Raw genomic sequence first — 24860 nt, forward strand, 5'->3', positions numbered from 1 at the left:
AGCCGGTCCAGCGCGGCGCGGGCATCGCCGGCCAGCGCGGCCTCGCGCCCGGCATCGCTGTCGAGCTGGCGCAGCCGCTGTTCGGCCAGCGCCTTGGCGTCGGCAATCCGGCGCTCCTCGGCATCCAGCTCGGTCTTCTTGATCGTCAGGTGCTGGAATTGCGCCCCGGCCTCGGCTTCGGCCTGCCGCAGGCCGGGCAGCTTCTCCTGCGCCTCGGAGGCGAGGCGGGAGGCTTCCGAGACCTCGCCGGTCAGCTTCGCCACCGTGCGTTCGGCCTCGCGCAGCCGGGCCAACACCGTCTCGCGTTCGGCCAGCGCCTGCTGCCAGCGCAGATGCAACAGGATCGCCTCGGCGCGGCGGATATGGTCGGAAAGGTTACGGTAGCGGCCAGCCTGCCGCGACTGGCGCTTCAGCGCCTGCAGCTGGCTGTCCATCGTCTTCAGCACATCTTCCAGCCGGGCGAGGTTGCCCTCCGCCGCCCGCAGCCGCAGCTCCGCCTCATGGCGCCTTGAATGCAGGCCGATGATGCCGGCGGCTTCCTCCAGCAGCATGCGCCGGTCAGCCGGCTTGGCGTTGATGATCGCACCGACCTTGCCCTGGCTGACGAGGCCGGGGGAGCGTGCACCGGTCGAGGCATCGGCGAACAGCAGCTGCACGTCGCGGGCGCGCACCTCCTTGCCGTTCAGCCGGTAGGCCGAGCCCTTGTCGCGCTCGATACGGCGGCTGATCTCGATTTCCAGATGGTCGTTGAAGCCGACCGGGGCGCGGCGCTGGCTGTTGTCGAGATGGACCGAGACCTCGGCGATATTGCGCGGCGTGCGGCTGGAGGTGCCGCCGAAGATGACGTCATTCATCTCCCCACCGCGCATCTGCCGGGCGGAGGTCTCGCCCATCACCCAGCGCAGCGCCTCGACAAGGTTGGACTTGCCGCAGCCATTGGGACCAACGATTCCGGTGAGGCCCGGCTCGATCAGCAGTTCGGTCGGATCGACGAAGGATTTAAATCCCGTAAGGCGGATTTTCCTGAACTGCACCGATGCCCCATTCCCCGGATGATATCGCCGGCTGCTCCCGTCAGGAGCCGCCGACCAGCGGTTTCAGCACCTTCTCGAACTCGGCGAAGGGCTGCGCCCCGCTGATGACCGCCTTCTGCTCGCCATTCACCCGGACGATGAAGGTCGGCGTGGACTGGATGTTGTAAGCGTTCTGGCCGTCCAGCCGGATCTGCAGCACGCCATCGGCCAGCTTCTCGTCGGCCATGCAGGCCTCGAAGCGTTCCTTGCTCATGCCGCCCAGCCGGGCGATCTGCCCCAGCGCGCCAATCGGATCAGCCGCGCGGCTCCAGGCGTTCTGGTTGTGGAACAGCGTCTCCAGATAGGCGAAATACCGGTCCTCCGGCGCGCAGCGCGCCAGCATGGAGGCGCGCAGCGCCAGCCCGTCCAGCGGGAAGTCGCGGTAGGTCAGCTTCACCTTGCCGGTGTCGATGAAAGCCTTTTTCACCTCGCCCAGGATTTCCCGGTGGAACTGCGCGCAGTGCGGGCAGGTCAGCGAGGAGAATTCGAGAATCTCTACGCTCGCCTCCGGATTACCGAGGACGCGGTCCTTCAGCATGGTCTCCAGCGATTGCTGGGCACTAGCCGCCACGCTCCAGGTCAGCAGCACGGCGCCCACTACAATTTGTGCAATTCGCTTCAAAATCGCCTCCGACACGCAAGATGTTGAGTGAGAATACCGGCCACCACCAGCCGGTGCAAGATTCGAATCCGCCCCGCCAATATGGCGAATTTGCGGGTGCCTTTCCGGGGCTAACGCCGGTCCGGGCCCGGTTTCGCCAGCACCGCCTGGCCGAGCCTGTCCAGCGCCTGGCGCAGCCCGTCATCGGCGATGCCCGAAATATCCTGATCCAGCTGCTGACGGGTCGGCGCTGCCAGCGGCGGAATCTGCGGCAGCCGGGGCTTTTCCTCGCGCAGCAGCTCGCCCTGATGCAGCGCCAGCCGGGCCACCGCCGGATAGCCCAGATAGCGGTTCACCCGCTCGACGATCTGCGCCGCGCTGTACTGGATTTCCAGCGCGAAGGGCGCATCCACCGTCAGATGCAGCGTCGCCGCCCCGGCATTGGCCCCGCGCCCGCGCGCCAGCTTGCGCGGCTGGCAGCGCTCCGCGATCTCCGTCCCGACGATGGCGGGCCAGTCCAGCATGACCGAGGCCTCGACCGCCGCCTTGCCGCCCAGCAGCTTCTTGGCAAGGCCGCGCACCGGGGCCGCCACCGAGGACAGGCGCCGGTGCCGCACCGCCGCTGGTGGTGCGTTCTCCCCTGACGCACTCACTCCGGACTCAGGCTGGGTTTTGCGTTTCGTCATGTGACTGGCATATGGGAAGCGGGCGCCTATAGTCTAGCCGCAAACCGCCGCCCGACCCGAACCGAATTGCATGGCCGCCCCTCCCATCGCCCCGCAAGAGCTGAACCGCCTGCTGCTGGACTGGTATGACCGGCACCGCCGCCGCCTGCCCTGGCGGGCGGAACCGGGGAAGCGCGCCGACCCCTACCATGTCTGGCTCAGCGAGATCATGCTGCAACAGACCACCGTAGCAACGGTCGGCCCCTATTTCCGGCGGTTCCTGGAGCTGTGGCCGACGGTGGAGGACCTGGCCGCCGCCGATCTGGATGCGGTCCTGCATTCCTGGCAGGGGCTGGGCTATTACGCCCGCGCCCGCAATCTGCACAAATGCGCGCAGGCGGTCGCCGGACGCCATGGCGGGGTCTTCCCCGACACCGAGGCGGAATTGCTGACGCTGCCCGGCATCGGCGCCTATACAGCCGCCGCCATTGCCGCCATCGCCTTCGACCGCAAGGCCACCCCGGCGGACGGCAATTTCGAGCGTGTCTTCGCCCGGCTACACGCGGTGGAAACGCCGCTGCCGGACGCCAAGCCGATCCTGCGCGGCCTCGCCGCAGCCCTGACACCGGAACGGCGGCCGGGCGATCATGCGCAGGCGGTGATGGACCTCGGCGCCACCATCTGCACCCCGCGCAGCCCGAAATGCATGGCCTGCCCCTGGCACGAACCCTGCGAAGCCCGGAATCTCGGCATCGCCGCCGACCTGCCGCGCAAGAGCCCGAAGAAGCAGAAGCCGACCCGGCGCGGCATTGCCTTCTGGGCTGTCACGCCCGGGGGTGCTGCACTGCTGCGCCGCCGACCCGAAAGCGGGCTGCTGGGCGGCATGATGGAGGTGCCCTCCACGGACTGGACCGAAGCCGATAGCGCGCTGGCTGAGGCAGAAGCACCGGTAAAGGGCGAATGGCGGCTGCTGCCGGGGCTGGTACGCCATACCTTCACCCATTTCCATCTGGAACTGACGGTGGCATCCGCGTCTGTCGCAGAGCAGAAGGTCACCGACGGCGTCTGGGTGCCGCTCGACCGGCTGGGCGAGCACGCGCTGCCGACGGTCATGAAGAAGGTGGTGACCCATGCGCTGGCACAGGCAGGGAAGCAAAAGCGCTAAGCGCGGCACCGGACAAGTGCGCACCAACCGCCCCACATCCTCCATCCGTCACCCCCGCACTTGTTGCGGGGGTCCAGGCCTCCGCTAGCTGGATGACCGCCCGAGCAAACTGAACCCTGGATTCCCGGGACAAGCCCGGGAATGACGGTCTGAGTAAATGGCATCATCCGTCACCACATACGATCTGGTCCGGGCGGGCGGTCTCGCCTATCTTCCCTGCCATGACAACCGAACCCTCTGCCTCTCCGCCGCTTCGCGCCCGCCTGTCCGACGTGCCGCTGCCCGCCCTGGTGCTTGGGCTGGGCGGGCTGATCCCGTTCCTCGCCGGCGCGGTTGCCGTCTGGCTGTTCGAGCCGATGGCGGCGCGCGTCGCGCAGGACATGCAGGTCGCCTACGCCACGGTCATCCTCTCCTTCCTGGGGGCGGTTCATTGGGGTGCAGCGCTCAGCCGGCCTGACGGCGCACGCAGCTGGGGCTGGATGGGCTGGTCGGTGACGCCGGCGCTGCTCGCCTGGTTCTCCGTCATGATGGCGCCGGAGAGCGCGCTGATGGCGCTGATGGCCTGCTACCTCGCCGCCTTCGCGGTGGACATGCAGGCGGTGAAGAAGGGGCTGCTGCCGCTGTGGTATCTCAGCCTGCGCCGGGTGCTGACGACCGGCGCCTTCCTCTGCCTCGGTGCCACATTACTCAGGCTGGGCTAGGGGCTGGGCTGACCTTGCCTTGACGCGCCCCCGCGCGCTATTACCGATGGAAAGCCCGGCGAACGGGTATATCGGGGATGCAACACGGGAGGCGGAGATGCAGTTTCTGGTCATTGCCTATGACGGCACCGACGATCTGGCGCTGGCGCGGCGCCTGGCTGTACGCGAGAAGCATCTGGAAGGCTGGTACAAGCTGGTGGCCGACGGGCACGGCATCACCGGCGGCGCCATCCTCGACGAGGAAGGCAAGATGATCGGCTCCTCCGCGCTGCTGGAGTTCCCCGACCGCGCCGCCTTCGACAACTGGCTGAAGAACGATCCCTACGTCACCGGCGATGTCTGGCGCGACATCACCGTGCACCCCTTCCGCGTCGCGCCCACCACCAAGAGCTGAGCGACCATGACCGATACTCCCCCCTCCGAAACGCCCCTGTGGCAGCCCTCGGCCGACCGCATCGCGCAGGCGAACGTCACCTGCTTCATGGCCGCGCTGGAGAAACGCCACGGCGTGAAGGCCGGGGATTTCCGGGGACTGTGGCGCTGGTCGGTGGAGAACAGCGCGGAATTCTGGGACCTGATCTGGGATTATTGCGGCGTGATCGGCGAGAAGGGCGGGCGCATCCTGATCGACGAGGACAGGATGCCCGGCGCGCAGTTCTTCCCCGATGCGAAGCTGAATTTCGCCGAGAATTTGCTGCGCAAGAATGACGACAGCGACGCCATCGTGTTCTGGGGCGAGGACAAGGTGAAGCGCCGCCTGTCCTGGCGCGACCTCAACGAAGCCGTCTCCCGGCTGGCGCAGGCGCTGAAGGCAGAAGGCGTGACCCAGGGCGACCGGGTGGCGGCCTATATGCCGAACCTGCCGGAAACCGTGATCGCCATGCTGGCGGCCAGCTCGCTGGGAGCGACCTTCACCAGCGCCTCCCCGGATTTCGGCGTGCAGGGCGTGCTCGACCGGTTCGGCCAGACCGAGCCGAAGGTACTGATCGCGGTTGAGGGCTATCACTATAACGGCAAGGTCATCGACTGCCTGGCGAAGCTGCGCGAGGTGGCGGCCCAACTGCCGACCGTGCAGCGCGTGGTGGTCGTGCCCTATGCCCGCGAGGCGATGGATTTGAGCGGCATCGACCGGGCCACCCCCTATGCCGACTATGTCGCGCCCTATCAGCCGAAAGCGCTGGAGTTCGTTCGGGTGCCGTTCAACCACCCGCTCTATATCCTCTATTCGTCGGGCACCACGGGCGTGCCGAAATGCATCATGCACGGCACCGGCGGCACGCTGCTGCAGCATCTGAAGGAATTGCAGCTGCACAGCGACGTGAAGCCGGGCGACCGGGTGTTCTACTTCACCACCTGCGGCTGGATGATGTGGAACTGGCTGGTCAGCGCGTTGGCCTGCGAGGCGACGCTGCTGCTCTATGACGGATCGCCCTTCTACCCCGACGCCCGCATCCTGTTCGACTATGCCGATGCCGAGGGCATGACGCTGTTCGGCACGAGCGCGAAATATATCGACGCGGTGCTGAAGAGCGGCCTCGTCCCGCGCGAGACGCATTCGCTGAAGAGCGTGCGGGCGATGACCTCAACCGGCTCGCCGCTCTCGCCGGAAGGCTTCGACTTCGTCTATGCCGGCATCAAGCCGGATATCTGCCTGTCCTCGATCTCCGGCGGCACCGACATCGTGTCCTGCTTCGTGCTGGGCAACCCCATCGGCCCGGTCTGGCGCGGCGAGATCCAGACCCGCGGCCTCGGCATGGCGGTCGATGTGTTCGACGATGAGGGCCAGCCGTTGCGCGAACAGAAGGGCGAGCTGGTCTGCACCAAGCCCTTCCCCTGTATGCCCATCGGCTTCTGGAACGATCCCGATGGCGCGAAATACCGCGCCGCCTATTTCGAGAGCTTCCCGAACATCTGGTGCCATGGCGATTTCGTCGAGCTGACGAAGCATGACGGCATGATCATCTATGGCCGCTCCGACGCCACGCTGAACCCTGGCGGGGTGCGCATCGGCACGGCGGAAATCTACCGCCAGGTGGAAAAGCTGCCGGAAGTGCTGGAGAGCATCGTCATCGGCCAGGACTGGGACAGCGATGTGCGCGTCGTGCTGTTCGTGCGGCTGCGCGACGGGGTGACGCTGGATGAGGAGCTGGAAAAGCGCATTCGCCAGCAAATCCGTTCGGGCGCCACGCCGCGCCATGTACCGGCGAAGATCGTGCAGGTCGCCGACATCCCGCGCACCAAGAGCGGCAAGATCGTCGAACTGGCGGTGCGCAACGTGGTGCATGGCCGGCCCATCAAGAATATCGAGGCGCTGGCCAACCCGGAGGCGCTGGAGCTCTACCGCGACCGCCCGGAACTGGCGGACTAGCGGGAGCCATTTTAAGCCGTTCCCTGTTTCACTGACCGTCGGTTCTCACAGACCGTCACGTTCTCTCGGGCCGTCACATTCTCTCGGACCGTCACCCCCGCATTTATTGCGGGGGTCCAGGCTTCCGTTTGCTGGATCATCGGCCGAGCAGGCTGAACCCTGGATTCCCGCAACAAGTGCGGGAATGACATTCTTGAGTAAATACCGGCGCATTCCAGCACCCGTCTTTCCTAGGGCAATACCTCCCCGGTTGCCGATTATGCCGGCAAGCCAATATCATAGGGGGAACCGGAGCCCTGGACGGGACAGCGGATGGCAGCGAGCGAACAGCGATACGGGCAGATGCGGGGCGGTAAGGAACCGCCCGAGCCGCTGACCCAGGAAGATATCGTCCGCCAGCTCGACGCCGCGATCCTGGAGCATCTGGACTGGATGCTGCGCTGGAACCGCTCTGCCGTGTGCAAGGTGCAGCCGGCCGGCGACATTACCTCCGAACACGCGCATTTCCTGTGCGGCTTCGGCAACTGGTACGATCTGCATCAGCATGATCCGCTGGTCGCCCAGCCCGCCTTCGAGGCGCTGGCGCTGGCGCATCGCGACCTGCACCGCAACGCCGCCTGGCTGGCCGCGCGCGCCTGGAAGGACGCGAAGATCCCGGTCGAGGAATATGACGTGCTGGTGGAGAAGGTGACTCGCTTCACCGACCTGGCGCGCAAGCTGCTGAAGGCGTTCCAAAAGGTCGCCTCCGACCTCGACCCGCTGACCGGGGCGCACACCCGCCAGACCATGACCAAGGAGCTGATGCGCGAGCGCGAGCGGTCCTTGCGTAGCGGTAAGCCCTGCATGGTTGCGATGGGTGACCTCGACCACTTCAAGAAGGTGAACGACACTTACGGCCACCAGGCCGGCGACATGGTGCTGCGGCTGGTCGCCGCCGCCTTCCTGGAGGCGCTGCGCCCCTATGACCGGCTCTATCGCTATGGCGGCGAGGAGTTCCTGTTCTGCCTGCCGGATGTCTCGGCGGAGGCGGCGAAGCAGGCGCTGGAGCGGCTGCGCCGCCGCATCGAGGAAATGCAGGTGCCGATCGGCGGCGGACGCACAATCCACGTCACCTGTTCCTTCGGCATTGCCGCCCTGTCCGGCGACAGCTCCGTGAAGACCGCGACGCAGCGCGCCGACGCGGCGCTCTATGCGGCGAAGGAAGCCGGCCGCAACCGGGTCATCGCCTGGACGCCCGATATCGGCTGAAGCCGGTCAGAAATCCGTCACCCGGCCCTTGAAGGCCCAGTCGCCATAGCGCGTCGGCTCCGGCCCGGCCGGCCCGCCAATCTCCTTCGGCATGTCCTCAGGCTTGGGGGCCGTCTTGGCGGCTGCGGGCGGTACCTTGCCGCTCTCCAGCTTGCGCTCGCGGAAGGCCGGCTTGGGGGTCTGGTCAGGCTTGTTCTCGGTCATTGCCCTTATATGGCGCAGGGATGCGCAGCCGCCAAGTCTTGAGGGGCAAGTCTTGAAGCGCGTGCCTTTGCTGCGCATTTATCATCGGCTTCAGATGTATTCCCGCAATCGGGCGGGATCGGTTGAAAGGACGGGTTTCCGACGATGGGTTTCACGCGCACCGCGATCTTGATGGCCGGGCTGACCGCGCTGTTCCTCGGCATCGGCTTCATGCTGGGCGGCGAGGGCGGCATGCTGATCGCGCTTGCCTTCGCGGCGGCGACCAACCTGTTCGCCTACTGGAATTCCGACAAGATGGTACTGCGCATGTACGGCGCCCGCGAGGCGACGCGGGAGAGCCAGCCCTGGCTGTTCGACATTGTCGCCCGCATGGCGGAGCGCGCCAGCCTGCCAATGCCGCGCGTCTATATCATCGAAACCGACCAGCCCAACGCCTTCGCCACCGGCCGCAACCCGGAGAACGCCGCCGTCGCCGTGACCACCGGCCTGATGCGCGTGCTGTCGCCGGAAGAGGTCGCGGGTGTGCTGGCGCATGAGCTGGCACATGTGAAGAGCCGCGACACGCTGATCATGACGGTGACCGCCACGGTCGCCGGTGCGGTGTCCATGCTGGCCAATTTCGCGCTGTTCTTCGGCAACAACCGCAACAACCCGCTAGGCATCGTCGGCACCATTCTGGTGATGGTGCTGGCGCCGATGGCCGCGATGCTGGTGCAGATGGCGATCAGCCGCTCGCGCGAATACGAGGCCGACCGGGTTGGCGCGGAAATCTGCGGCCGCCCGCTGTGGCTGGCCTCGGCCTTGCGCAAGATCGAGCAGGCAGCTCAGGTGATCGACAACAACCCGGCCGAGAGCAACCCCGCGACCGCGCACATGTTCATCATCAATCCGTTGCATGCGCATGCGGTGGACGGGCTGTTCACCACCCATCCGAAGACGGCGGAGCGTATCCGCCGGCTGGAGGAAATGGCCGGGCAGAAGCTGGCGGCCGCTGCCGGCCCCTGGGGTTAAACCTGATGGGGAAAGCGGTGGTTCAGCAAGCGATGGCCTGCGGTCCCTGCAGCCGGTCGATCTTGCGGATCAGGTAATCGACGTCCGCCTGGTCGAGGATATTGTCCGGGTTTTCATCCACCGCCGTCAGCACGCGCTCGATCATCCGCACGGCATAGCGCTCGCGGTCGCGCTCAAGCCCGTCGAACTGCGTCTCGTCGGCAACCTCCACGGCGGTCTGCAGCACGACGGCGAGCCGCCCCGGCAGATCGGCCTTCTTCAGCAGCGAGGCGAGGCCGCGCCGGCCGGCATCATGCACCAGCAGCCGCGCATTCTCGCGCGGGATGCCGGCAATGACCGCCAGCGAGGATTCCAGGAAATCGATGTCGCCCAGCACGGCGGCACGCAGGATCAGCGATTCGGTGAGCCGGCCATTCTTGTGCAGCTGCTTCGCCAGCGCCTCGACCGCCAGGGTGGAGCGCGCGCCGCGCAGCAGCGACATGGTCGCCCGCTCGCGGCTTTCCAGCACAAGATCGGTCGCCATGTCGGGCGACAGGGCGTGATGCGTGACCAGCCGCTCGCGCAGCCGCTCGGACACCAGATTGACCAGCCGTTCGGCGATGGTCACCGGCAGCACCGGCCGGCTGACCAGCCCTTCCTTCACGGTCTCGCTGTTCGGGAAGGCGGCAAGCGCCCGCTCCATCGCGCGGTCACTCAGATCGGCGCCGGGATTGGACACCACGGTCGCCACCACGGCCTCGTTGCCGCTGTCCACCAGCGCGTCGGCGACGCTGCCCGGCACATGCTCGCGCTTGGCGATGGACAGCAGCTTCGCGGTGTCGCTGTCGCGCACCAGCATCAGCAGGTCGGCCTCGGTCAGCACCGAGGCGCTTTCCAGGATCGGCCCGGCCACCTCGGCCTCGTCGCTGGCCAGGATCATCGCCAGATCATGCGGCAGATCGGGAAGCGACTTCACGCTGGCGGCAAGCGCCGCGCGCACCCGCTGCTCGGCATCGCGCGCGAACATCTGGAACAGCGCCATCACCGCCTCGCGCTCGGCGGGCGACATCTCGCTCTCGGCATAGGTGGCGGCGAGCTTCTGGACAGTCGCCTGCCGGCTTTCGCCGGAACGGTCGGCGGCCAGCCGCGCCACATCCTGGGCGCTGAGGCCGTGGCCCGCGGATTCCTTGGCTTTAGGGCTCTCGCCCTTCGGGTCGCCGGATTTCGTCACCTTGTCCCTCACCCCGTCGCGGAATGACATAAAATTTACATCATTATGCGCTTAATCATGCATTCCATGCAATCCAGCGAATCTGGCCTGCGACCAACAGTCCGGTTGCCGCGCGGCCCGCAACAACTAGAATTAGTCCGCGTATGTGCCCTAAACACATGCCCGTACATATGGGAGAAAACAGAATGCTGATGAGGAAGCTAAGCCTGCCGGTCGTTGCCGCCGCGCTCGCCACCGTCATTTTCGCCCCCCAGGTTCAGGCCGGGGATGCCGCGGCCGGGCAGAAGGTCTTCAACAAGTGCCGCGCCTGCCACGTGGCGGACAAGGAGACCAACCGGGTCGGCCCGCATCTGGTCGGCATCATCGGCCGCAAGACCGCCAGCGTCGATGGTTTCAAGTACTCCGATGGCATGAAGGCGGCCGGCGAGAAGGGCCTCGTCTGGACCGAGGAGAATTTCACCAAGTACATGAAGGACCCGAAGGATTTCGTGCCGGGCAACCGCATGGCCTTCGTCGGTCTGAAGAGCGACAAGGAAATCGAAGACCTGATCGCCTTCCTGAAGAAGTAGTCTGCACGACAGCACGTTAATGCGCGTTTCCCTCGCCCCGGAAGGGGAGAAGGATGCGAACGCTTACGAACGTAAGTGAGTTAGCGGAAGCCGGGTGAGGGGAGATTTGGTGCCACCCTTGTGCATGTCCCCCTCACCCAGCTTCGCCTAGCCTCGGCTTCGCCTAGCCAAGGCTGCGCAACCCTCTCCCCCAAGGGGGCGAGGGAATCACCAGAAAGCAATTATAGAAATCCCTCACACCGACAGATAGGCTTGGCGGGCGTCCTCGTCCGCCATCAGCTCGTCCATGGTGCCGGAAAAGCGGATGCCGCCCTTCTCGATGATGGTCGCGCGGTCGGCGACCAGCTTCGCGAAATGCAGATTCTGCTCCGACAGGATGAGCGTCAGCCCTTCCGCCTTCAGCGCCTTCAGCGTGACGGCCATCTGCTCCACGATCTTCGGCGCCAGCCCCTCGGACGGTTCGTCCAGCAGCACCAAAGAGGGGTTGCCCATCAGCGTGCGTGCGATGGTCAGCATCTGCTGTTCGCCGCCGCTCATCTGCCCGCCCGGCCGGCGCCGCATCTCCGCCAGGTTGGGGAACAGCGCATAGAGCTTCTCCGGAGTCCATTCCGGCACGCCAGGCCGGGCCGGCTGGCGCCCGACCTCCAGATTCTCCTCGACCGTCAGCTCGGTGAATACACGGCGTTCCTCCGGCACGTAGCCGAGGCCCAGCCGGACGATCTCGTGCGGCGGCCGTCCCGCCACTTCCGTTCCCTCGAAACTGATGCTGCCCGATGTCGGCGGCACCAGCCCGACGATGGATTTCATGGTGGTGGACTTGCCGGCCCCGTTGCGGCCCAGCAGCGCCAGCACCTCGCCACGCGACACTGACAGCGCCACATCGGCCAGGATATGGGCGCGGCCATAATGCGCATTCAGCCCTTCGACGGTCAGCATCACGAAGCCTCCCCCGCGAACATGGCGCCACTGCCGAGATAGGTTTCCTGCACCAGCGGATTGTCGCGCACCGCCGCCGGCGTGCCCTCGGCCAGCAGCCGGCCCCGGTTCAGCACCAGCACCCGGTCGGCATGGCCGAACACCACATCCATGTCATGCTCGGTGAACAGCACGGAGATGCCGCGCTGCTTCACGATACTGGCGGTCAGCTCCATCAGCCCGACGCGCTCGCGCGGGGCCATGCCGGCGGTCGGCTCGTCCATCAGCAGCAGCTTCGGCGCATTCGCCAGCGCCACCGCCAGCTCGACGCGCTTCAGGTCGCCATAGGCCAGCACGCCGCAGGCGCGCTCCGCCTGCTCCGCCATGCCGACGAGGGCGAGCAGCTCCATCGCCTCCTCCCGGTACTGGCGACCGGCATCGGCGAACAGCGACAGCAGGCGGTTATGGTGCGACAGCAGCGCCATCTGCACATTCTCGCGCACGCTCATCGAGCCGAAGGTGGCGGTGATCTGGAAGGTGCGCCCAACGCCCAGCCGCCAGATGCGGCGCGGCGCCATGCCGGCAATGTCACGGCCCAGCAGCCGGATGGTGCCGGCATTGGGCTTCAGCTGGCCCATCAGCATGTTGAAGCAGGTGGTCTTGCCGGCGCCGTTCGGGCCGATCAGCGCCAGCAGCTCCCCGGCATCCAGCGTGAAGGACACATCGCTGACGGCGTGGATACCGCCGAAGGATTTGGCGAGGCCCGCAACCTCAAGCACCCGGCTCATGCCGCATCCTCCCGGTCCATGAAGCGATGGCGCACGAAGCCGGCGATGCCCTGCGGGAAGGCCACCACAAGCCCGACTATGACGAGGCCCAGCAGGATGCGCCAGTAATTGGTCAAGCTCACCAGCTCGGTCTTGATGGCGGTGAAGCTGACCGCGCCGACAATCGGCCCGGCCAGCGTCTGCACGCCGCCCAGCAGCACCATGACCAGCGCATCGACCGACAGCGGGATCGCCATTAGGTCGGGCGAGACGCTGCCCTTCAGGAAGGCGAAAAGCCCGCCGGCGATGCCGGCGAACAGCCCGGCCAGGGTGAAGCCGAACCAGCGCATGCGGCGCACATCGATGCCGATGGCATCCGCACGCAGCGGCGAATCACGGCCGGCCCGCAGCGCATAGCCGAAGGGCGAGAAGGCGGTGCGCCTGAGCGCCAGCAGCGCCAGCACCACGACGATGGCGGCAAAGCCGTAGAAGGCCGCCGCCGAGGACGCCCAGGAGGACGGCCAGATGCCCAGCATGCCATTGTCGCCGCCGGTGACATCGAGCCACTGGAAGGCGACCGCCCAGGCGATCTGCGCGAAGGCCAGCGTCAGCATGGCGAGATAGACGCCCGACAGCCGCACGCAGAACCAGCCGAACAGCAGCGCCCCCAGCGCGCCTCCGACCGGCGCCATGAACAGGGCGGCCTCCATCGGCCAGGCGAAATGCTTCACCATCAGTGCCGCCCCATAGGCGCCGAGGCCGAAATAGGCGGCATGGCCGAAGGAGATGACGCCGCCGATCCCCATCAGGAAATGCAAGGACGCGGCGAACAGCGCGAAGATCAGGATTTCCGTGGCGATGGTCAGCGCGTAATTGCCCGCCATGCCGGGCAGCGCCACCAGCAGGGCCAGGACCGCGAGGCCAAACCATTTCAGCGAGGCGGGGGCGGGCAGCAGCGGCGGTTCCACCGCGCCATGCGCGGCATGCAGTGTTTCCCGCCGGCCCAGCAGCCCCCAGGGCCGCACCACCAGCACCACCGCCATGACGGCGAAGATCAGCACCAGCTCGACCTGCCAGAACTGGATGCCCAGCACGCTCATATCCGCATTGGCGACGGCGAAGACGCGGATCAGCGCGATCAGCAGCGCCGCCAGATAGGCGCCGAGGATCGAGCCCATGCCGCCGACCACCGTGACGACGAACACTTCGGCGATGATGCCCAGATCCATGGTCAGGCTGGCATTGCCCTTGGGCAGCTGGATCGCCCCGCCCAGCCCGGCCAGTGCGGTACCCAGGAAGAACACGCCGGTCAGCAGCCATTTCTGGTTCACGCCCAGCGCCGCCACCATCTGCCGGTCCTGCGTCGCGGCCCGCACCAGAATGCCGAAGCGGGTGCGGTGGAACAGCAGCCACAGCCCGGCCAGTACCAGCGGCGCGAAGGCGATGAGGAAGAGATCATATTCCGGCAGGCGCTGCACGCCGAACGGCACGGCGCCGGTCAGCCCCGGTGCACGCGGGCCCAGCAGGTCTTCCGCGCCCCAGATATAGAGCGCGATATCCTGCACGATCAGCACCACACCGAAGGTGGCGAGCAGCTGGAACAGCTCCGGCGCGTGGTAGATGCGGCGCAGGATGGTCATTTCCATCGCCACGCCGATCAGCCCGACGGCGATGGCAGCCAGCAGCACCCCGCTCCAGAAGGCGAGCACGCCGCCGCCCATCCCCTCGATCAGCGTCCAGGCGATATAGGCGCCCAGCATGTAGAAGCTGCCATGGGCGAAATTCACGATCCGGGTAACGCCAAAGATGATGGTCAGCCCGCAGGCGACCAGAAACAGGGCAGAGGCGCTGGCAAGCCCGGTCAGCAACTGGGCGATGAACAGTTCCAAGGGCGGGGTTCCCTACTTCTCCCCTCTCCCCCAAGACTTACGCCCAGGGCGGGAGAGGGTTGACGAGGCTTGGCGAGGAACGAGGCTAGCCGAGGCTGGGTGAGGGGTAACCTTATCGACACAAGCCCCCTCACCCGGTTCGCTATCGCTCACCACCCTCTCCCGCGAGGGGAGAGGGTGAGCAGGGCGGTTAGCCATCCCAGCGAGGGAAAAGGCCTACGATAAAAGCTTACTCCTTCGCGCGGAGCTTCTTCACCACCTCGTCGGGCGGCAGATAGTCCTCGCCCTTGCCGAAGCGCCAGTCGACCATGCGCGGCATGCCGTCCTTCACGGTCAGCGTGCCGACATAGGCGCCCATGGTGCTCTGGTTGTCGATGGCGCGGTAGGTGATCGGCCCCAGCGGCGTGCCGAGCTTCAGGTCGGCGAAGGCATCCACGACCTTCTCCGTCTCGGTCGTGCCGGCCTTCTCCATCGCCGCCTTCACCGAATACAGCGCGGCATAGCCGACCACCGAGCCGAGGCGCGGATAGTCGTTGAACTTCTTCTGGAAGGCCTCGCGGAACTTCACATGCTCCGGCGTCTCGATGGCGTACCAGGGATAGCCGGTGACCAGCCAGCCCTCCGGTGCCTCATCCTTCAGCGGGTCGATCCAGTCCGGCTCGCCGCCCAGCATGCTGGCCACGGTGCGCTTCTCCCACAGGCCGCGCACCTTGCCTTCGCGCACGAACTTCAGCAGGTCGCCGCCGAAGGTGACGTTGAAGATGGCGTCCGGATTGGCCGCCGCCAGCGCCTGCACGGCGGCACCGGCATCGATCTTGCCCAGCGCCGGCCACTGCTCGGCGACGAACTCCACATCCGGCTTCTTCGCCTTCAAGAGCTCCTTGAAGGCGGCGACGGCGGACTGGCCATATTCATAGTTCGGCGCGATGGTCGCCCAACGCTTGGCCGGCAGCTTCGCCGCCTCCTCCGCCAGCAGGGCCGCCTGCACATAGGTGCCGGGGCGCAGCCGGAAGGTGTAGCGGTTGCCCTTCTGCCAGGCGATCGAGTCGGACAGCGGCTCGGCGGCGATGAAGATCACCTTCTTCTGCTTGGCGAAGTCGGACACGGCAAGGCCGACATGCGACAGCAGCGTGCCGAACAGCAGGGTCGCGCCCTCGCGGCTGACCAGCTCGTTCGCCACGGTCACCGCGTCGGCCGGCTTGGCGCCATCATCGCGGCTGACCACCGTAACCTGTTTGCCGAGAATGCCACCGGACGCGTTGATCTCCTCCAGCGCCAGCTCCCAGCCCTGCTTGTAGGGGATCGTGAAGGAAGCGAAGCCGGTATAGGAATTCATATCGCCCAGCACGATCTTGTCGGCGGCGACAGCCGACCCGTTAGCCGCCAGTGCGGCGGTCATGCCGGCGGCGAGTGCCAGGCCGGAAAAGCGTCTGCGTGTCATCATCGTCGGTCCCCCAAACAAAGTGGATTGCTCTAACAACCTGGCCCGTTCTTAACGCAGGCCATCCTCTCCCTTGATCTCGCTGACCTGCAGGCCGCCGACACGGGCATGGATGCGCCCGCCGGTGGTCATGACCAGGCAATAGACGATCTCGTCGGCGCGCGGCGCGTCGTGAATGCCGACCTCCATCGCGTCGAAATGGCTGCGCACATAGGCAGCGTCCTTGTGGCCCAGCGCGACATCGAGGCGCGCGCCCGCCGACCCTACCTTGGTGGCGGACGGCACGATGGCCTTGGCGCTGCCCAGCAGCTCGCGCATCGCATAGCCGCCCGGCACATGCCAGCAGGCACCATGCTCCAGCTCGCCCGCCGTGCCGATGATCGAGCCCTTGCCGTAGCTCTCGATCTTCGCAACGTCGCCGCCCAGTGCTGCGATCAGCCGTTGCGACATCTCCAGCCCCAGCGGCTTCAGCGCCTCCATCAGCGGCGTGATGTCTGCGACATAGCGCCCGGCATAGGGATTCTTCAGCACCGCCAGACAGGCGGCGCGCAGGATCGGTCGTTCCGGCGCGGGGCCGCCCTCGTGGCGGATTTCCTCCACGGTCAGGACCATCTTGCGGATCTGGACCAGCTCGCTCATCTCGTCTCCGTCAGTTCGGGCAGTTCGGGGCTGAGGGCGGTGCCGCACAGGGCAAAACGTCCGCGCAATGACAGCACCGCCGCATGGATGTGTCCAGCCTCGCGCATCGCATGGGCCCGTTGCAGCCCGACGGCAAGCGCCTGGCCGATCTCGTCATCGCCCAGCGGCCCGACCTCCAGCGTCACCGGCAGGTCGCCGAGATCGCTGTCGGGGTCGAGGCTGCTGGCCGGCGCGCGGCGGATTTCGGGGTGGCCCGGCAGATCGACGGCATTGGCGATCAGCGTCGCCGCCGCATCCGCCGCCGCCGCATCGCGCGCGAGCACGGTCACCGCATCGGCGATCCCCAGCGACAGCGACCGCCCGCCAGAACCGCTGGTGGCGATGCCGCGCACCGGCGTCTCGAAGGGGATTTCCGCCAGCCCATCCATCGCGCCCTGGGTGAGGTCGGGCACCAGTCCGGCGCGGAAGCTCTCACCCGGTGTCAGGTGGAAGGCGATATCGCCGCCATCATTCACATAGGCCTTTGTCAGTCGACGGTCGCGCAGCATTGCGGCCAGCACATGATCCGCCACCGATCCCGCCACCGCCGCCATCGGCGTCACATAGAGGCCGCGGAACGGCCAGACCGCCGCCAGCATCCGCCGCGCCACCGGGCCGTGCAGCGCGGGCGGCGCCTCGCCCAGCGGGCGGCGCAGCAGGTGCAGTTCCAGCGTCAGCCTCTCCAGCAGCCCGTCGAAACCCTGCACCGCCTGCCAATAGGCGCGGCGCACCTCCGCCAGCGGACCGAACGCCTCGATCACCAGATCGATGGGGCCATGCTGCAGATGCAGCCGGCCATCGGGCAGGAAGGCGCGCTGCACGCTCATGTAAGCCTGTCCTGAGGGTCGAGAGGCCAGGGATTATCCGATGGCTGCGGCCATGACTGGCGGCGCGCCACCGCCTCCAGCACCGCTTCCAGCGGCTTCACTTCGCCGCTATGGCCGCCCAGCGCCTCGTAATCGGGCAGCGGCAGGGTGAATTCGATGGGCGCCACCAGCGCTGGGGTCGGCACATAGCCGAAGGAATTCTCCGGCATGCGGGTGACATCGACCATCAGGGTGATGCCGCCGCCCGGCCAGACATAGACCGGCGCGCCGCCACAGGTGACACGGGTGACCAGTTCCCGGACGGAGCGCGTGAGGCGTACCGGATTCTCGGTAACACCGGCGCGCAGGCTGCCGCCCGCGCCTGCCATGAACAGCACGGAGGTCATGGCCGGCTCGCAATTCTCCTCGATGCGCCCGACCACCGGGTTCAGCCCCGGCGGCAGCGGCTGCGCCACCGGCACGAGGTTCTCGTCCAGCACGAAATAGGCATGGTCCTCACCGGTGGTGGAGACCATCAGCAGGCGCAGGCCGGGCCAGGCGGTCTTGGGATCGATCCTGTCGATGATCGACAGCGGATCGGTGACATCCGTGCCGCCCCAGCCGCTGCCCGGATTGGCGACCTGGAAATAGCGGCCCGGCGTGGAGCGCCGCCCGCGCACCCGGATGCCCGCCGCCCGCACGTCCAGATACTTGCCGGCCTGATGTTCGGTGAAGACGCCGGTGATGTGGTCGTCCACCACGATCACCTCGTCGGCATGCTCATGCCATTGCTTGGCGAAGATGCCGATGGTGGCCGACCCGCAGCCGACCCGCATGCGCTGTTCCTGCTTGCCATCGACGATGGGCGGCTTGCCGGCCTGGACGATCAGCGCGGAGCCGCCATCGACGGTCAGTTCCACCGCCTGCTTGTTGCACAGCGCCAGCAGCGCCGCGCAGGTGGCGTTGCCTTCCTTCTTCGACCCGCCGGTCAGGTGATGCACGCCGCCCAGGGAGAGCATCTGCGAGCCATATTCGGCGGTCGTCACATGGCCCACCGCCTCGCCCTCATGGCGCACGGCGGCCTGTTCCGGCCCCAGATAGCGGTCGGTATCGATCTTCAGCTTCACGCCGCAATAGCTGAAGATGCCCTCGGTCACCACGGTCACCGTATCGACGCCGCGATGCTGCGTGGAGACGATGAAGGGGGCCGGCTTGTAGTCAGGATAGGTGGTGCCGGAGCCGATGCCGGTCAGGAAGGTCGGCGCGCCGGCCACCAGCGATCCGTCCCAATGCTCCTTCAGGAAAGGCACGACGGCACCCTTCTCCGCCGCCACCTGCTGGGTCACCACCAGCGGGTCGAGCCGCACCAGCTCGCCATCGACATTGCCATAGCGGTCGCACGCCCCGCTGCGCCCCTTGCGGATGCGGCAGATCACCGGGCAGGCGTCGCAACGGACGATTTCGCCCTCATCCTGTTCCGCTGTCTTCGGCGTGGCGTCGTTCATTGCGCGGCCTCCGCCTCTCTGATCGCCTTCAGCACCCGGTGCGGCAGCGCCGGCACCTTGGCCACCACCGCCCCGGTGGCGTCGCGGATCGCCCCCAGGATGGCCGGCGCGGTCGGCACCAGCGCCGGCTCGCCGATGCCCTTGGCGCCATAGGGGCCAAGCGGCTCAGCATCCTCGATCAGGTGCATCTCGATATCCGGCACATCGCCGAAGGTGGGGATCAGGTAATCATGCAGATTCTCGGTGCGACCGGGGATGAATTCCTCCATCAGCGCCAGACCAAGGCCCTGCGCGATGCCGCCCTGGATCTGCCCTTCCACCAGCATCGGGTTGATCGACCGGCCGACATCATGCGCGGCGGCGATCAGCAGCGGCTTCACCGTGCCCAGCTCGATATCCACCTCGACCTCGGCGATCTGCGCGGCGAAAGCATAGGTGGCATAGGGCACGCCCTGGCCGTTCTCGTCCAGCGGGCTGGTCGGCGGATCGAAGGTGCCCTCGCCGGTCAGCACATCGCCTTCCTGGCCTTCCACCGGGATTTCCCGCAAATCGATGCGGCGCACCACGACCCCTTCCGCCACCATCAGGATCGGACCGTCCAGCGACAGCACCGATTCAGGACCGGCATTGGCGAGGCGCAATATGGTCGCGCGCAGGTCGAGGCCCGCCAGCTCCGCCGCCTTGCCGGACACGAAGGTCTGGCGCGAGGCCGAGGTCTTGCCGGCATCCGCCGTGCGGTCGGTATCGGCATAGATCTGCTCCACCAGACCGACCGGCAGGCCCAGCGCATCGGCGGCGATCTGCGCCATGATGGTATAGCTGCCCTGGCCGATATCGTGCGCGCCGTTATACAGCGTCAGCCGCCCGTCAGCCTTCAGGCCAATGCGCATGGTCGACGGGTTCGACATCGATGTATTGCCGCAGCCATACCACATGCACCCCACGCCGACGCCGCGCCGCAGCGGACCGCCCTTCGCCTTTTCCGCCGCGTTGAACGCCATGTTCTGGCCGACCAGCGCGCGCCAGCGCGGGCGCAGCGCCTCCAGGCAGGCGGCCATGCCGACCGACTGTTCGATGATTTGCCCGCAATGCGTCGCCTCGCCGGCGCGCAGCGCGTTCAGATGGCGGAATTCCAGTCGGTCGATACCCAGCGCCAGCGCCAGATCATCCATCGCCGCCTCATGCGCGATGGCGGCCTGCGGCACGCCGAAGCCCCGGAAGGCACCTGAAGGCGTGCCGTTGGTATAGACCGCGCGGCTGGTGCACAAGGCCGCCCCCACCTTGTAGGGGCCGGTCGCGTGGACCGGCACGCGGTTCGCCACGGTCGGCCCCCAGGAGGCATAGGCGCCGGTGTCGAAATCGCCATGGAAGCGGAAGGCGGTGATCTTTCCTTCAGCATCCGCCGCCGCCTCCACCGCGATGGTCGCCGGGTGGCGCTTGGTGGTGGAGGCCATGGATTCCGGCCGGTGGTAGATCATGCGGACGGGCCGCTCCAGCAGCCAGGCCGCCGTCGCCAGCAGCGGCTGCACCGACATGTCCAGCTTGCCGCCGAAGCCACCGCCGGTCGCCGTCGGGATGATCCGCACATCGGCCTTCGCGATGCCCAGCACATGGGCAACCTCGTCGCGGTCCATATAGGGCGTCTGGGTGCAGGCGGTGATCTCCATGCGGCCGCCGACGCGCCGGGCGAAGCCGGCCTCCGGCTCGATATAGGCATGCTCGACATAGCTGGTCTCGAAGCGCCGTGCCGTGCGCGCCACAGCATTGGCGAAACCGGCCTCCAGATCGCCACGCGCGACATGGCCCCGGATCAGCACATTGCCCGCACTGGCGGCGTGCAACTGCGCAGCGCCCTCGGCCAGCGCGGCCTCGGTGCCGATCAGTGCCGGCAGTTCCTGCCACACGATGGGGATATCCGCCTCGGCCACCCCTTCCAGCGCGGCGCGATCGCCGACCAGCGCCAGCACCGCCTCGCCCCGGAAGCGTACATAACCATCGGCCAGCACCGGCTGGTCCTTCAGGTCAGGATAGATGCCGAAACTGTTGCTGCCGGGCACGTCAGCGGCGGTGAAGATGCGCTCGATGCCGGGATGGTTTTTCCGGAAGGCATCCAGATCGCCCAGCGTGAAGCGCGCATGGGCATGGGGCGAGCGGATCGCACGCAGCCACAGCGCATCGGCGGGCGCCTCGTCGGCGCCGAATTTCTCCTCGCCGGTCAGCTTCGGAATCCCGTCCTTGCGGGGAATGCGCGCGCCAACGGCGGCACCGCTCTTTGCCCCCACAAAAGCCCCGGACGCGCCGGCATCCAGTACGGCATCGACGATCTTGCGGTAGCCGGTGCAACGGCACAGCACGCCGCCCAGCGCATCCTCGACCTGCTGGCGGGTGGGCGCAGCGGTAACAGCCAGCAGCTCGCTCGCCGCCATCAGCATGCCCGGCGTACAGATGCCGCACTGCGCCGCGCCATGGCGATGGAAGGCCTGCTGCAGGCCGTTCAGCCGGCCCTCCTCTGCCAGCCCCTCTACCGTGACAATATCCGTCCCGTTCGCCTGTGCGGCCGGCACCAGGCAGGCACAGACCTGCCGCCCGTCCATCAGTACGGTGCAGGCGCCGCAATCCCCGGCATCGCAGCCCACCTTGGTGCCGGTCAGCCCCAGATTGTCGCGCAGCACCCGCGTCAATCGCCGGCCTGGCGGCACGGAGAGCGTCACCGGCTGGCCATTCACCGTCAGGCGGATGCGGCTGTCACTCGCGTGTGACATGGCGATGGGCGCGTTCATGCTGTTGCTCCAAGCTCGGCAAGGCAGCGTTTCACCAGCACCAGCGCCGCCTCAAGGCGGTAGCCGGCATCGGCACGGATATCATCGATCGGTGCCAACGCGGCCAGATGCTCCGTCGTGACCATACTGGCGAGGCCCGCATCGGCAGGCTGTCCGACCAGTGCGACTTCCAGCACCGGCAGGCGCTGCGCCACGGCGGAGCAGGCGCCAACCGCGATGCGCGCGGCGGCGACCCTGCCCTCCTTCACCTCCAGCAGGCCAGCGACCATGGTGATGGAGATGACCAGATATTTGCGCGCACCCAGCTTCAGGAAGCTGGCGCGGGCGGCCTCCGCCGGCTTCGGCACCAGAATGGCGGTCACCAGCTCGTCCGGCCGGCGGGCTGTCTTTCGGTTGCCGAGGATGAAGCCACCCAGCGGCAGCACCCGCACCCCGTCGGCCGAGGCCAGCTCCACCGAGGCGTCCAGTGTCAGCAGCGGCGGCACGCCATCGGCGGCGGGCGAGGCGTTGCAGAGATTGCCGGCGATAGTGGCGCGGTTCTGGATCTGCGCGCCGCCAACCTCCCGCGCCGCGCGGCGCAGCCCGTCGAAGCAGGGCGGCAGGTCGCCTTCGGCAATATCAGACCAGCGCGTCAGCGCGCCGATGCGGAAATGATCGCCGGCATCGGCAATGCCACGCAGCCCGGCAAGGCCGGTAATATCGAGAATATCCTCAGGGCGCTGCGCGGTGACGCGCGCCGGGTAATGGTCGGTACCGCCGGCAAGCAGGGTCCAGCGTCCCTCGCGCAAGGCGGAAACCGCGTCCTCGAGCCGCTCCGGGCGCAGATATTGGCCGTCGCTCACCCGTATTCTCCCAATCTGCTGGCCGCCCACCACCCTTAACAGTGCCGGGACGCTTGCTGCCAGGAAACCCTGTTACCCTGTTCGCCGCCGGGTTGGTCCCAGTCAGCTATTCATTTGTGTACATATGTTTTCTTGCATAGTGAGACCGCCCGACCCCACCCGTCAAGAGGGGAGAATCAGTGGCAACTCCTGTACGGCCGCTTCGCGGCCGCAGACCACATTCGCTTCTGCATGCGGCCTTGCATCAGCAGCATGTTGTGCAGCGCCGTAATGCCGGCCATCATACACTTATGCGCACACTTGAAACCGACATCGCGATCATCGGTGCGGGCGGGGCCGGGATGGCCGCCGCCATCGCCGCCTCGGAAGCGGGCAGCCGCTCCATCCTTATCGACCGCAGCCTGATCGGCCGCGGCGGCGCCACGGTGATGGCGCAGATGACGGTGGCCGCCGCCGTCGGCGAGCAGACCGAGGATCACTGGACACACCATCTGAAGGACACGCTGGCCGCCGGGCGCGGGCTGTGCGACGAGCGGCTCGCCCGGCTGCTCTGCGAGGAGGGCGTTACCGCCATCCGCCGCCTGCAGGACTGGAAGGTCGGCTGGGCCGCCGAGGACGGGCATCTGAAGCAGGTGCAGGCACCGGGCCATGACCGGCCGCGCTGCGTCTATGTCGATTTCCTGAATACCGGCCCCGCCGTGTCCAAGACGCTGCGCACGCAGGTCATCCGGCACGAACCGGTACGCCGGGTCGGCGATCTCTATGCGGTGGACATCGTGCAGCGCGACGGCGCGGCGGTCGGCGTGCTGTGCCTGCATCTCCACACCGGCGAGCCGGTGCTGGTCTCCGCCCCTGCCACCATCATCGCCACCGGCGGGCTGACCCGGCTGTACCGGCGCAACAGCGCCTCGCTGAACATGGGCGGCGATGGCTACGCGCTGGCGCTGCGCGCCGGGGCCAGCCTGATCGATATGGAATTCGTGCAGTTCTTCCCGATCGGCCATCTGGCGCCGCGCCTGATCGGCATGGACCCGATCATGTGGGACCCGTTCCGCTACAAGCTGGGCGGGCGGCTGCTGAACGGCAACCGCGAGGAGTTCACGCAGAAGTACGGCGTCGCCGATGGCGGCCGCTACCAGATCACACGCGATCAGGCGACCTATGCCATCACCAAGGAGGTCGAGGCCGGGCGCGGCAGCCCGGCCGGCGGCGCCTATCTCAGCTTCGAGCATGTGCCGGAATCGGAGCTGCGCAAGGCCTTCGGCCCGATCATCGACAAGCTGGCGAAGAATGGCATCGACCTGACCAGGACCGCCATCGAGGTCGCCCCCATCGCCCATTACCATATGGGCGGGGTACAGGTCGGCCCCGACATGGAGACCGAGGTGCCGAACCTCTATTGCGCGGGCGAGGCGGTCGGCGGCGCGAACGGCGCCAACCGGCTGTCCGGCAACGCCATCACCGAGGCGCTGGCCTTCGGCTTCGTCGCCGGGCGCAGCGCCGCCAGCCGCGCCAAGGCCACCGGCCCGGTCGGCGATATTGCGTCAGACGCGGCAGAAGGGCTGGCGCTGCTGCGGGCCGACGGTCCCAAGAACGCGCCGAACAGCGCCGCCCTGATCGCCGAATTGCAGGACCTGATGCAGGATTATGTCGGCCCGTTCCGCACGGCGGAGAAGCTGGCCCATGCGCTGGCCGAACTGCGCCGGATGAAGGCCGATCTTGGCGCTGTGCCGTTCGGCAGCGGCGCTGCCTACGATCCCGAGCGGCTGGACTGGCTCGACCTGCGTACCATGCTGACCGTCGCCGAGGCGGTCACGCTCTCCGCCCAGGCCCGCACCGAGAGCCGCGGCGCGCACCAGCGCGAGGATCACCCCGGCCTCGACCCGGCCTGGGAGCTGAACCAGATCGTGCAGCTGAAGAATGGCGGTCTCTCGCTGGAACGCCGCGCCGTCATCCGCCAGGAAATGGAGGCCGCCTCGTGAACCAGACCGCCCGCCTCATCCTCCAGCGCGGCCGGCCCGGGGAAGCGCCCCGCGCCGAGGCCCATGACGTACCGTTCGAGCCCGGCCAGTCGGTGCTGGATGGGTTGCGCTGGATACGCGCGCACCGCGACCCGGCGTTGGCCTTCCGCTTCTCCTGCATCAACGCCAATGCCTGCAAGGAATGCATGATGCATCTGGACGGCAAGGTGATCTATGCCTGCACCGAGCGGCTGCGCGAGGGCGACATGACTCTGGCGCCGCTGCCCAACAAGGCGCTGATCCGCGACCTCGTCACCGAGATCGCCCCGCCCGACGAACGGCTGGAGTAGGGATTTGGGTATTCCCCCCTCACCCAGCTTCGCCTAGATCGCTTCGCTCACAAGGCTGCCCATCCCTCTCCCCTTCCGGGGCGAGGGAAGAAAAAAGAGACATCAAAAAGA

Annotated in this window: 23 protein-coding genes; 9 read left to right on the plus strand and 14 right to left on the minus strand. The window is 67.2% G+C overall.

Annotated elements, in window-relative coordinates; all coding sequences use genetic code 11:
• The 3 genes from P24_RS11500 to P24_RS11510 all read right to left on the minus strand — a co-directional run.
• On the minus strand, positions 1 to 1034 hold a 1034-nt coding region (locus P24_RS11500), incomplete at its 3' end, for an AAA family ATPase (protein WP_008944895.1).
• Positions 1035 to 1074: 40 nt separating this feature from the next.
• Positions 1075 to 1695: a DsbA family protein gene (locus tag P24_RS11505; RefSeq protein WP_040707468.1), complete on the minus strand. Its 621-nt coding sequence runs from the start codon at positions 1693 to 1695 to the stop codon at positions 1075 to 1077.
• Between the two features lie 110 nt (positions 1696 to 1805).
• Complete coding sequence (locus P24_RS11510) at positions 1806 to 2360, minus strand: DUF721 domain-containing protein (RefSeq protein ID WP_083859722.1); 555 nt, start codon at positions 2358 to 2360, stop codon at positions 1806 to 1808.
• Between the two features lie 70 nt (positions 2361 to 2430).
• On the opposite strand from P24_RS11510, the gene mutY reads away from it, so the two are divergent.
• From mutY to P24_RS11535, 5 genes are all read left to right on the plus strand, one after another.
• Positions 2431 to 3504: an A/G-specific adenine glycosylase gene (gene mutY, locus P24_RS11515; protein ID WP_008944898.1), complete on the plus strand. Its 1074-nt coding sequence runs from the start codon at positions 2431 to 2433 to the stop codon at positions 3502 to 3504.
• 221 nt (positions 3505 to 3725) lie between these two features.
• Complete coding sequence (locus tag P24_RS11520; RefSeq protein WP_008944899.1) at positions 3726 to 4205, plus strand: DUF3429 domain-containing protein; 480 nt, start codon at positions 3726 to 3728, stop codon at positions 4203 to 4205.
• Between the two features lie 97 nt (positions 4206 to 4302).
• On the plus strand, positions 4303 to 4599 hold the full coding sequence (locus P24_RS11525) for a YciI family protein (protein WP_040707490.1): 297 nt from the start codon (positions 4303 to 4305) through the stop codon (positions 4597 to 4599).
• Between the two features lie 6 nt (positions 4600 to 4605).
• A complete protein-coding gene (locus P24_RS11530; protein ID WP_008944901.1) occupies positions 4606 to 6573 on the plus strand; it encodes an acetoacetate--CoA ligase in 1968 nt (655 codons plus the stop codon).
• Between the two features lie 312 nt (positions 6574 to 6885).
• Positions 6886 to 7821: a diguanylate cyclase gene (locus tag P24_RS11535; RefSeq protein ID WP_083859724.1), complete on the plus strand. Its 936-nt coding sequence runs from the start codon at positions 6886 to 6888 to the stop codon at positions 7819 to 7821.
• Between the two features lie 6 nt (positions 7822 to 7827).
• Here the strand turns inward: P24_RS11535 and P24_RS11540 are convergent, their stop codons facing one another.
• Positions 7828 to 8025, minus strand: a complete 198-nt coding sequence (locus tag P24_RS11540) for a succinate dehydrogenase assembly factor 4 (RefSeq protein WP_008944903.1) — start codon at positions 8023 to 8025, stop codon at positions 7828 to 7830.
• 144 nt (positions 8026 to 8169) lie between these two features.
• Here P24_RS11540 and htpX point away from each other — a divergent pair, with 144 nt between their 5' ends.
• The gene (gene htpX / locus P24_RS11545; RefSeq protein ID WP_008944904.1) at positions 8170 to 9036 is read left to right on the plus strand and encodes a zinc metalloprotease HtpX; all 867 of its coding nucleotides are present in this window, start codon (positions 8170 to 8172) and stop codon (positions 9034 to 9036) included.
• A 22-nt stretch (positions 9037 to 9058) separates the two neighbouring features.
• Here the strand turns inward: htpX and P24_RS11550 are convergent, their stop codons facing one another.
• Entirely contained in the window at positions 9059 to 10276 is a 1218-nt protein-coding gene (locus P24_RS11550; protein ID WP_008944905.1) for a DUF2336 domain-containing protein, read from the minus strand.
• 155 nt (positions 10277 to 10431) lie between these two features.
• Here P24_RS11550 and P24_RS11555 point away from each other — a divergent pair, with 155 nt between their 5' ends.
• Positions 10432 to 10815 carry a c-type cytochrome gene (locus tag P24_RS11555; RefSeq protein WP_008944906.1) on the plus strand — a complete coding sequence of 128 codons (384 nt, stop codon included), beginning with the start codon at positions 10432 to 10434 and terminating at the stop codon, positions 10813 to 10815.
• 234 nt (positions 10816 to 11049) lie between these two features.
• Here the strand turns inward: P24_RS11555 and P24_RS11560 are convergent, their stop codons facing one another.
• The 9 genes from P24_RS11560 to P24_RS11600 form a co-directional block, all read right to left on the minus strand.
• Entirely contained in the window at positions 11050 to 11751 is a 702-nt protein-coding gene (locus P24_RS11560) for an ABC transporter ATP-binding protein (RefSeq protein ID WP_008944907.1), read from the minus strand.
• Positions 11751 to 12518, minus strand: coding sequence for an ABC transporter ATP-binding protein (locus P24_RS11565; protein WP_008944908.1), 768 nt, complete (start codon positions 12516 to 12518; stop codon positions 11751 to 11753). Before P24_RS11565 ends, P24_RS11560 begins: the two co-directional genes overlap by 1 nt.
• The gene (locus P24_RS11570) at positions 12515 to 14386 is read right to left on the minus strand and encodes an ABC transporter permease (RefSeq protein ID WP_008944909.1); all 1872 of its coding nucleotides are present in this window, start codon (positions 14384 to 14386) and stop codon (positions 12515 to 12517) included. Before P24_RS11570 ends, P24_RS11565 begins: the two co-directional genes overlap by 4 nt.
• Positions 14387 to 14615: 229 nt before the next feature.
• Positions 14616 to 15830: an ABC transporter substrate-binding protein gene (locus P24_RS11575; protein ID WP_008944910.1), complete on the minus strand. Its 1215-nt coding sequence runs from the start codon at positions 15828 to 15830 to the stop codon at positions 14616 to 14618.
• A gap of 48 nt (positions 15831 to 15878) precedes the next feature.
• The gene (locus tag P24_RS11580) at positions 15879 to 16466 is read right to left on the minus strand and encodes an amino acid synthesis family protein (RefSeq protein ID WP_008944911.1); all 588 of its coding nucleotides are present in this window, start codon (positions 16464 to 16466) and stop codon (positions 15879 to 15881) included.
• On the minus strand, positions 16463 to 17332 hold the full coding sequence (locus P24_RS11585) for a UPF0280 family protein (RefSeq protein ID WP_008944912.1): 870 nt from the start codon (positions 17330 to 17332) through the stop codon (positions 16463 to 16465). The genes P24_RS11580 and P24_RS11585 overlap by 4 nt, the downstream gene beginning before the upstream one ends.
• Entirely contained in the window at positions 17329 to 18816 is a 1488-nt protein-coding gene (locus P24_RS11590) for a hypothetical protein (RefSeq protein ID WP_008944913.1), read from the minus strand. Before P24_RS11590 ends, P24_RS11585 begins: the two co-directional genes overlap by 4 nt.
• Positions 18813 to 21596, minus strand: coding sequence for a molybdopterin-dependent oxidoreductase (locus P24_RS11595; protein WP_008944914.1), 2784 nt, complete (start codon positions 21594 to 21596; stop codon positions 18813 to 18815). Before P24_RS11595 ends, P24_RS11590 begins: the two co-directional genes overlap by 4 nt.
• Complete coding sequence (locus P24_RS11600) at positions 21593 to 22438, minus strand: FAD binding domain-containing protein (RefSeq protein WP_008944915.1); 846 nt, start codon at positions 22436 to 22438, stop codon at positions 21593 to 21595. The genes P24_RS11595 and P24_RS11600 overlap by 4 nt, the downstream gene beginning before the upstream one ends.
• 290 nt (positions 22439 to 22728) lie before the next feature.
• Between P24_RS11600 and P24_RS11605 the strand changes: the two genes are divergently transcribed.
• Together P24_RS11605 and P24_RS11610 are read left to right on the plus strand one after the other, a co-directional pair.
• The gene (locus P24_RS11605) at positions 22729 to 24420 is read left to right on the plus strand and encodes an FAD-binding protein (protein ID WP_008944916.1); all 1692 of its coding nucleotides are present in this window, start codon (positions 22729 to 22731) and stop codon (positions 24418 to 24420) included.
• Positions 24417 to 24749 (plus strand): 2Fe-2S iron-sulfur cluster-binding protein, encoded by a 333-nt coding sequence (locus P24_RS11610; RefSeq protein ID WP_008944917.1) that lies wholly within the window; start codon positions 24417 to 24419, stop codon positions 24747 to 24749. Before P24_RS11605 ends, P24_RS11610 begins: the two co-directional genes overlap by 4 nt.
• The last annotated feature ends 111 nt before the right edge of the window (positions 24750 to 24860 follow it).

The sequence above is a fragment of the Oceanibaculum indicum P24 genome (assembly GCF_000299935.1).
Lineage (GTDB): Bacteria > Pseudomonadota > Alphaproteobacteria > Oceanibaculales > Oceanibaculaceae > Oceanibaculum > Oceanibaculum indicum.

Excerpts from the sequence above, each read along its gene's own strand:
- P24_RS11510 (WP_083859722.1), bottom strand. The coding sequence starts at position 2,360 with ATGACGAAACGCAAAACCCAGCCTGAGTCCGGAGTGAGTGCGTCAGGG.
- mutY (WP_008944898.1), top strand. The coding sequence starts at position 2,431 with ATGGCCGCCCCTCCCATCGCCCCGCAAGAGCTGAACCGCCTGCTGCTG.
- P24_RS11520 (WP_008944899.1), top strand. The coding sequence starts at position 3,726 with ATGACAACCGAACCCTCTGCCTCTCCGCCGCTTCGCGCCCGCCTGTCC.
- P24_RS11525 (WP_040707490.1), top strand. The coding sequence starts at position 4,303 with ATGCAGTTTCTGGTCATTGCCTATGACGGCACCGACGATCTGGCGCTG.
- P24_RS11530 (WP_008944901.1), top strand. The coding sequence starts at position 4,606 with ATGACCGATACTCCCCCCTCCGAAACGCCCCTGTGGCAGCCCTCGGCC.
- P24_RS11535 (WP_083859724.1), top strand. The coding sequence starts at position 6,886 with ATGGCAGCGAGCGAACAGCGATACGGGCAGATGCGGGGCGGTAAGGAA.
- P24_RS11540 (WP_008944903.1), bottom strand. The coding sequence starts at position 8,025 with ATGACCGAGAACAAGCCTGACCAGACCCCCAAGCCGGCCTTCCGCGAG.
- htpX (WP_008944904.1), top strand. The coding sequence starts at position 8,170 with ATGGGTTTCACGCGCACCGCGATCTTGATGGCCGGGCTGACCGCGCTG.
- P24_RS11550 (WP_008944905.1), bottom strand. The coding sequence starts at position 10,276 with ATGTCATTCCGCGACGGGGTGAGGGACAAGGTGACGAAATCCGGCGAC.
- P24_RS11555 (WP_008944906.1), top strand. The coding sequence starts at position 10,432 with ATGCTGATGAGGAAGCTAAGCCTGCCGGTCGTTGCCGCCGCGCTCGCC.
- P24_RS11560 (WP_008944907.1), bottom strand. The coding sequence starts at position 11,751 with ATGCTGACCGTCGAAGGGCTGAATGCGCATTATGGCCGCGCCCATATC.
- P24_RS11565 (WP_008944908.1), bottom strand. The coding sequence starts at position 12,518 with ATGAGCCGGGTGCTTGAGGTTGCGGGCCTCGCCAAATCCTTCGGCGGT.
- P24_RS11575 (WP_008944910.1), bottom strand. The coding sequence starts at position 15,830 with ATGATGACACGCAGACGCTTTTCCGGCCTGGCACTCGCCGCCGGCATG.
- P24_RS11580 (WP_008944911.1), bottom strand. The coding sequence starts at position 16,466 with ATGAGCGAGCTGGTCCAGATCCGCAAGATGGTCCTGACCGTGGAGGAA.
- P24_RS11585 (WP_008944912.1), bottom strand. The coding sequence starts at position 17,332 with ATGAGCGTGCAGCGCGCCTTCCTGCCCGATGGCCGGCTGCATCTGCAG.
- P24_RS11590 (WP_008944913.1), bottom strand. The coding sequence starts at position 18,816 with ATGAACGACGCCACGCCGAAGACAGCGGAACAGGATGAGGGCGAAATC.
- P24_RS11595 (WP_008944914.1), bottom strand. The coding sequence starts at position 21,596 with ATGAACGCGCCCATCGCCATGTCACACGCGAGTGACAGCCGCATCCGC.
- P24_RS11605 (WP_008944916.1), top strand. The coding sequence starts at position 22,729 with ATGCGCACACTTGAAACCGACATCGCGATCATCGGTGCGGGCGGGGCC.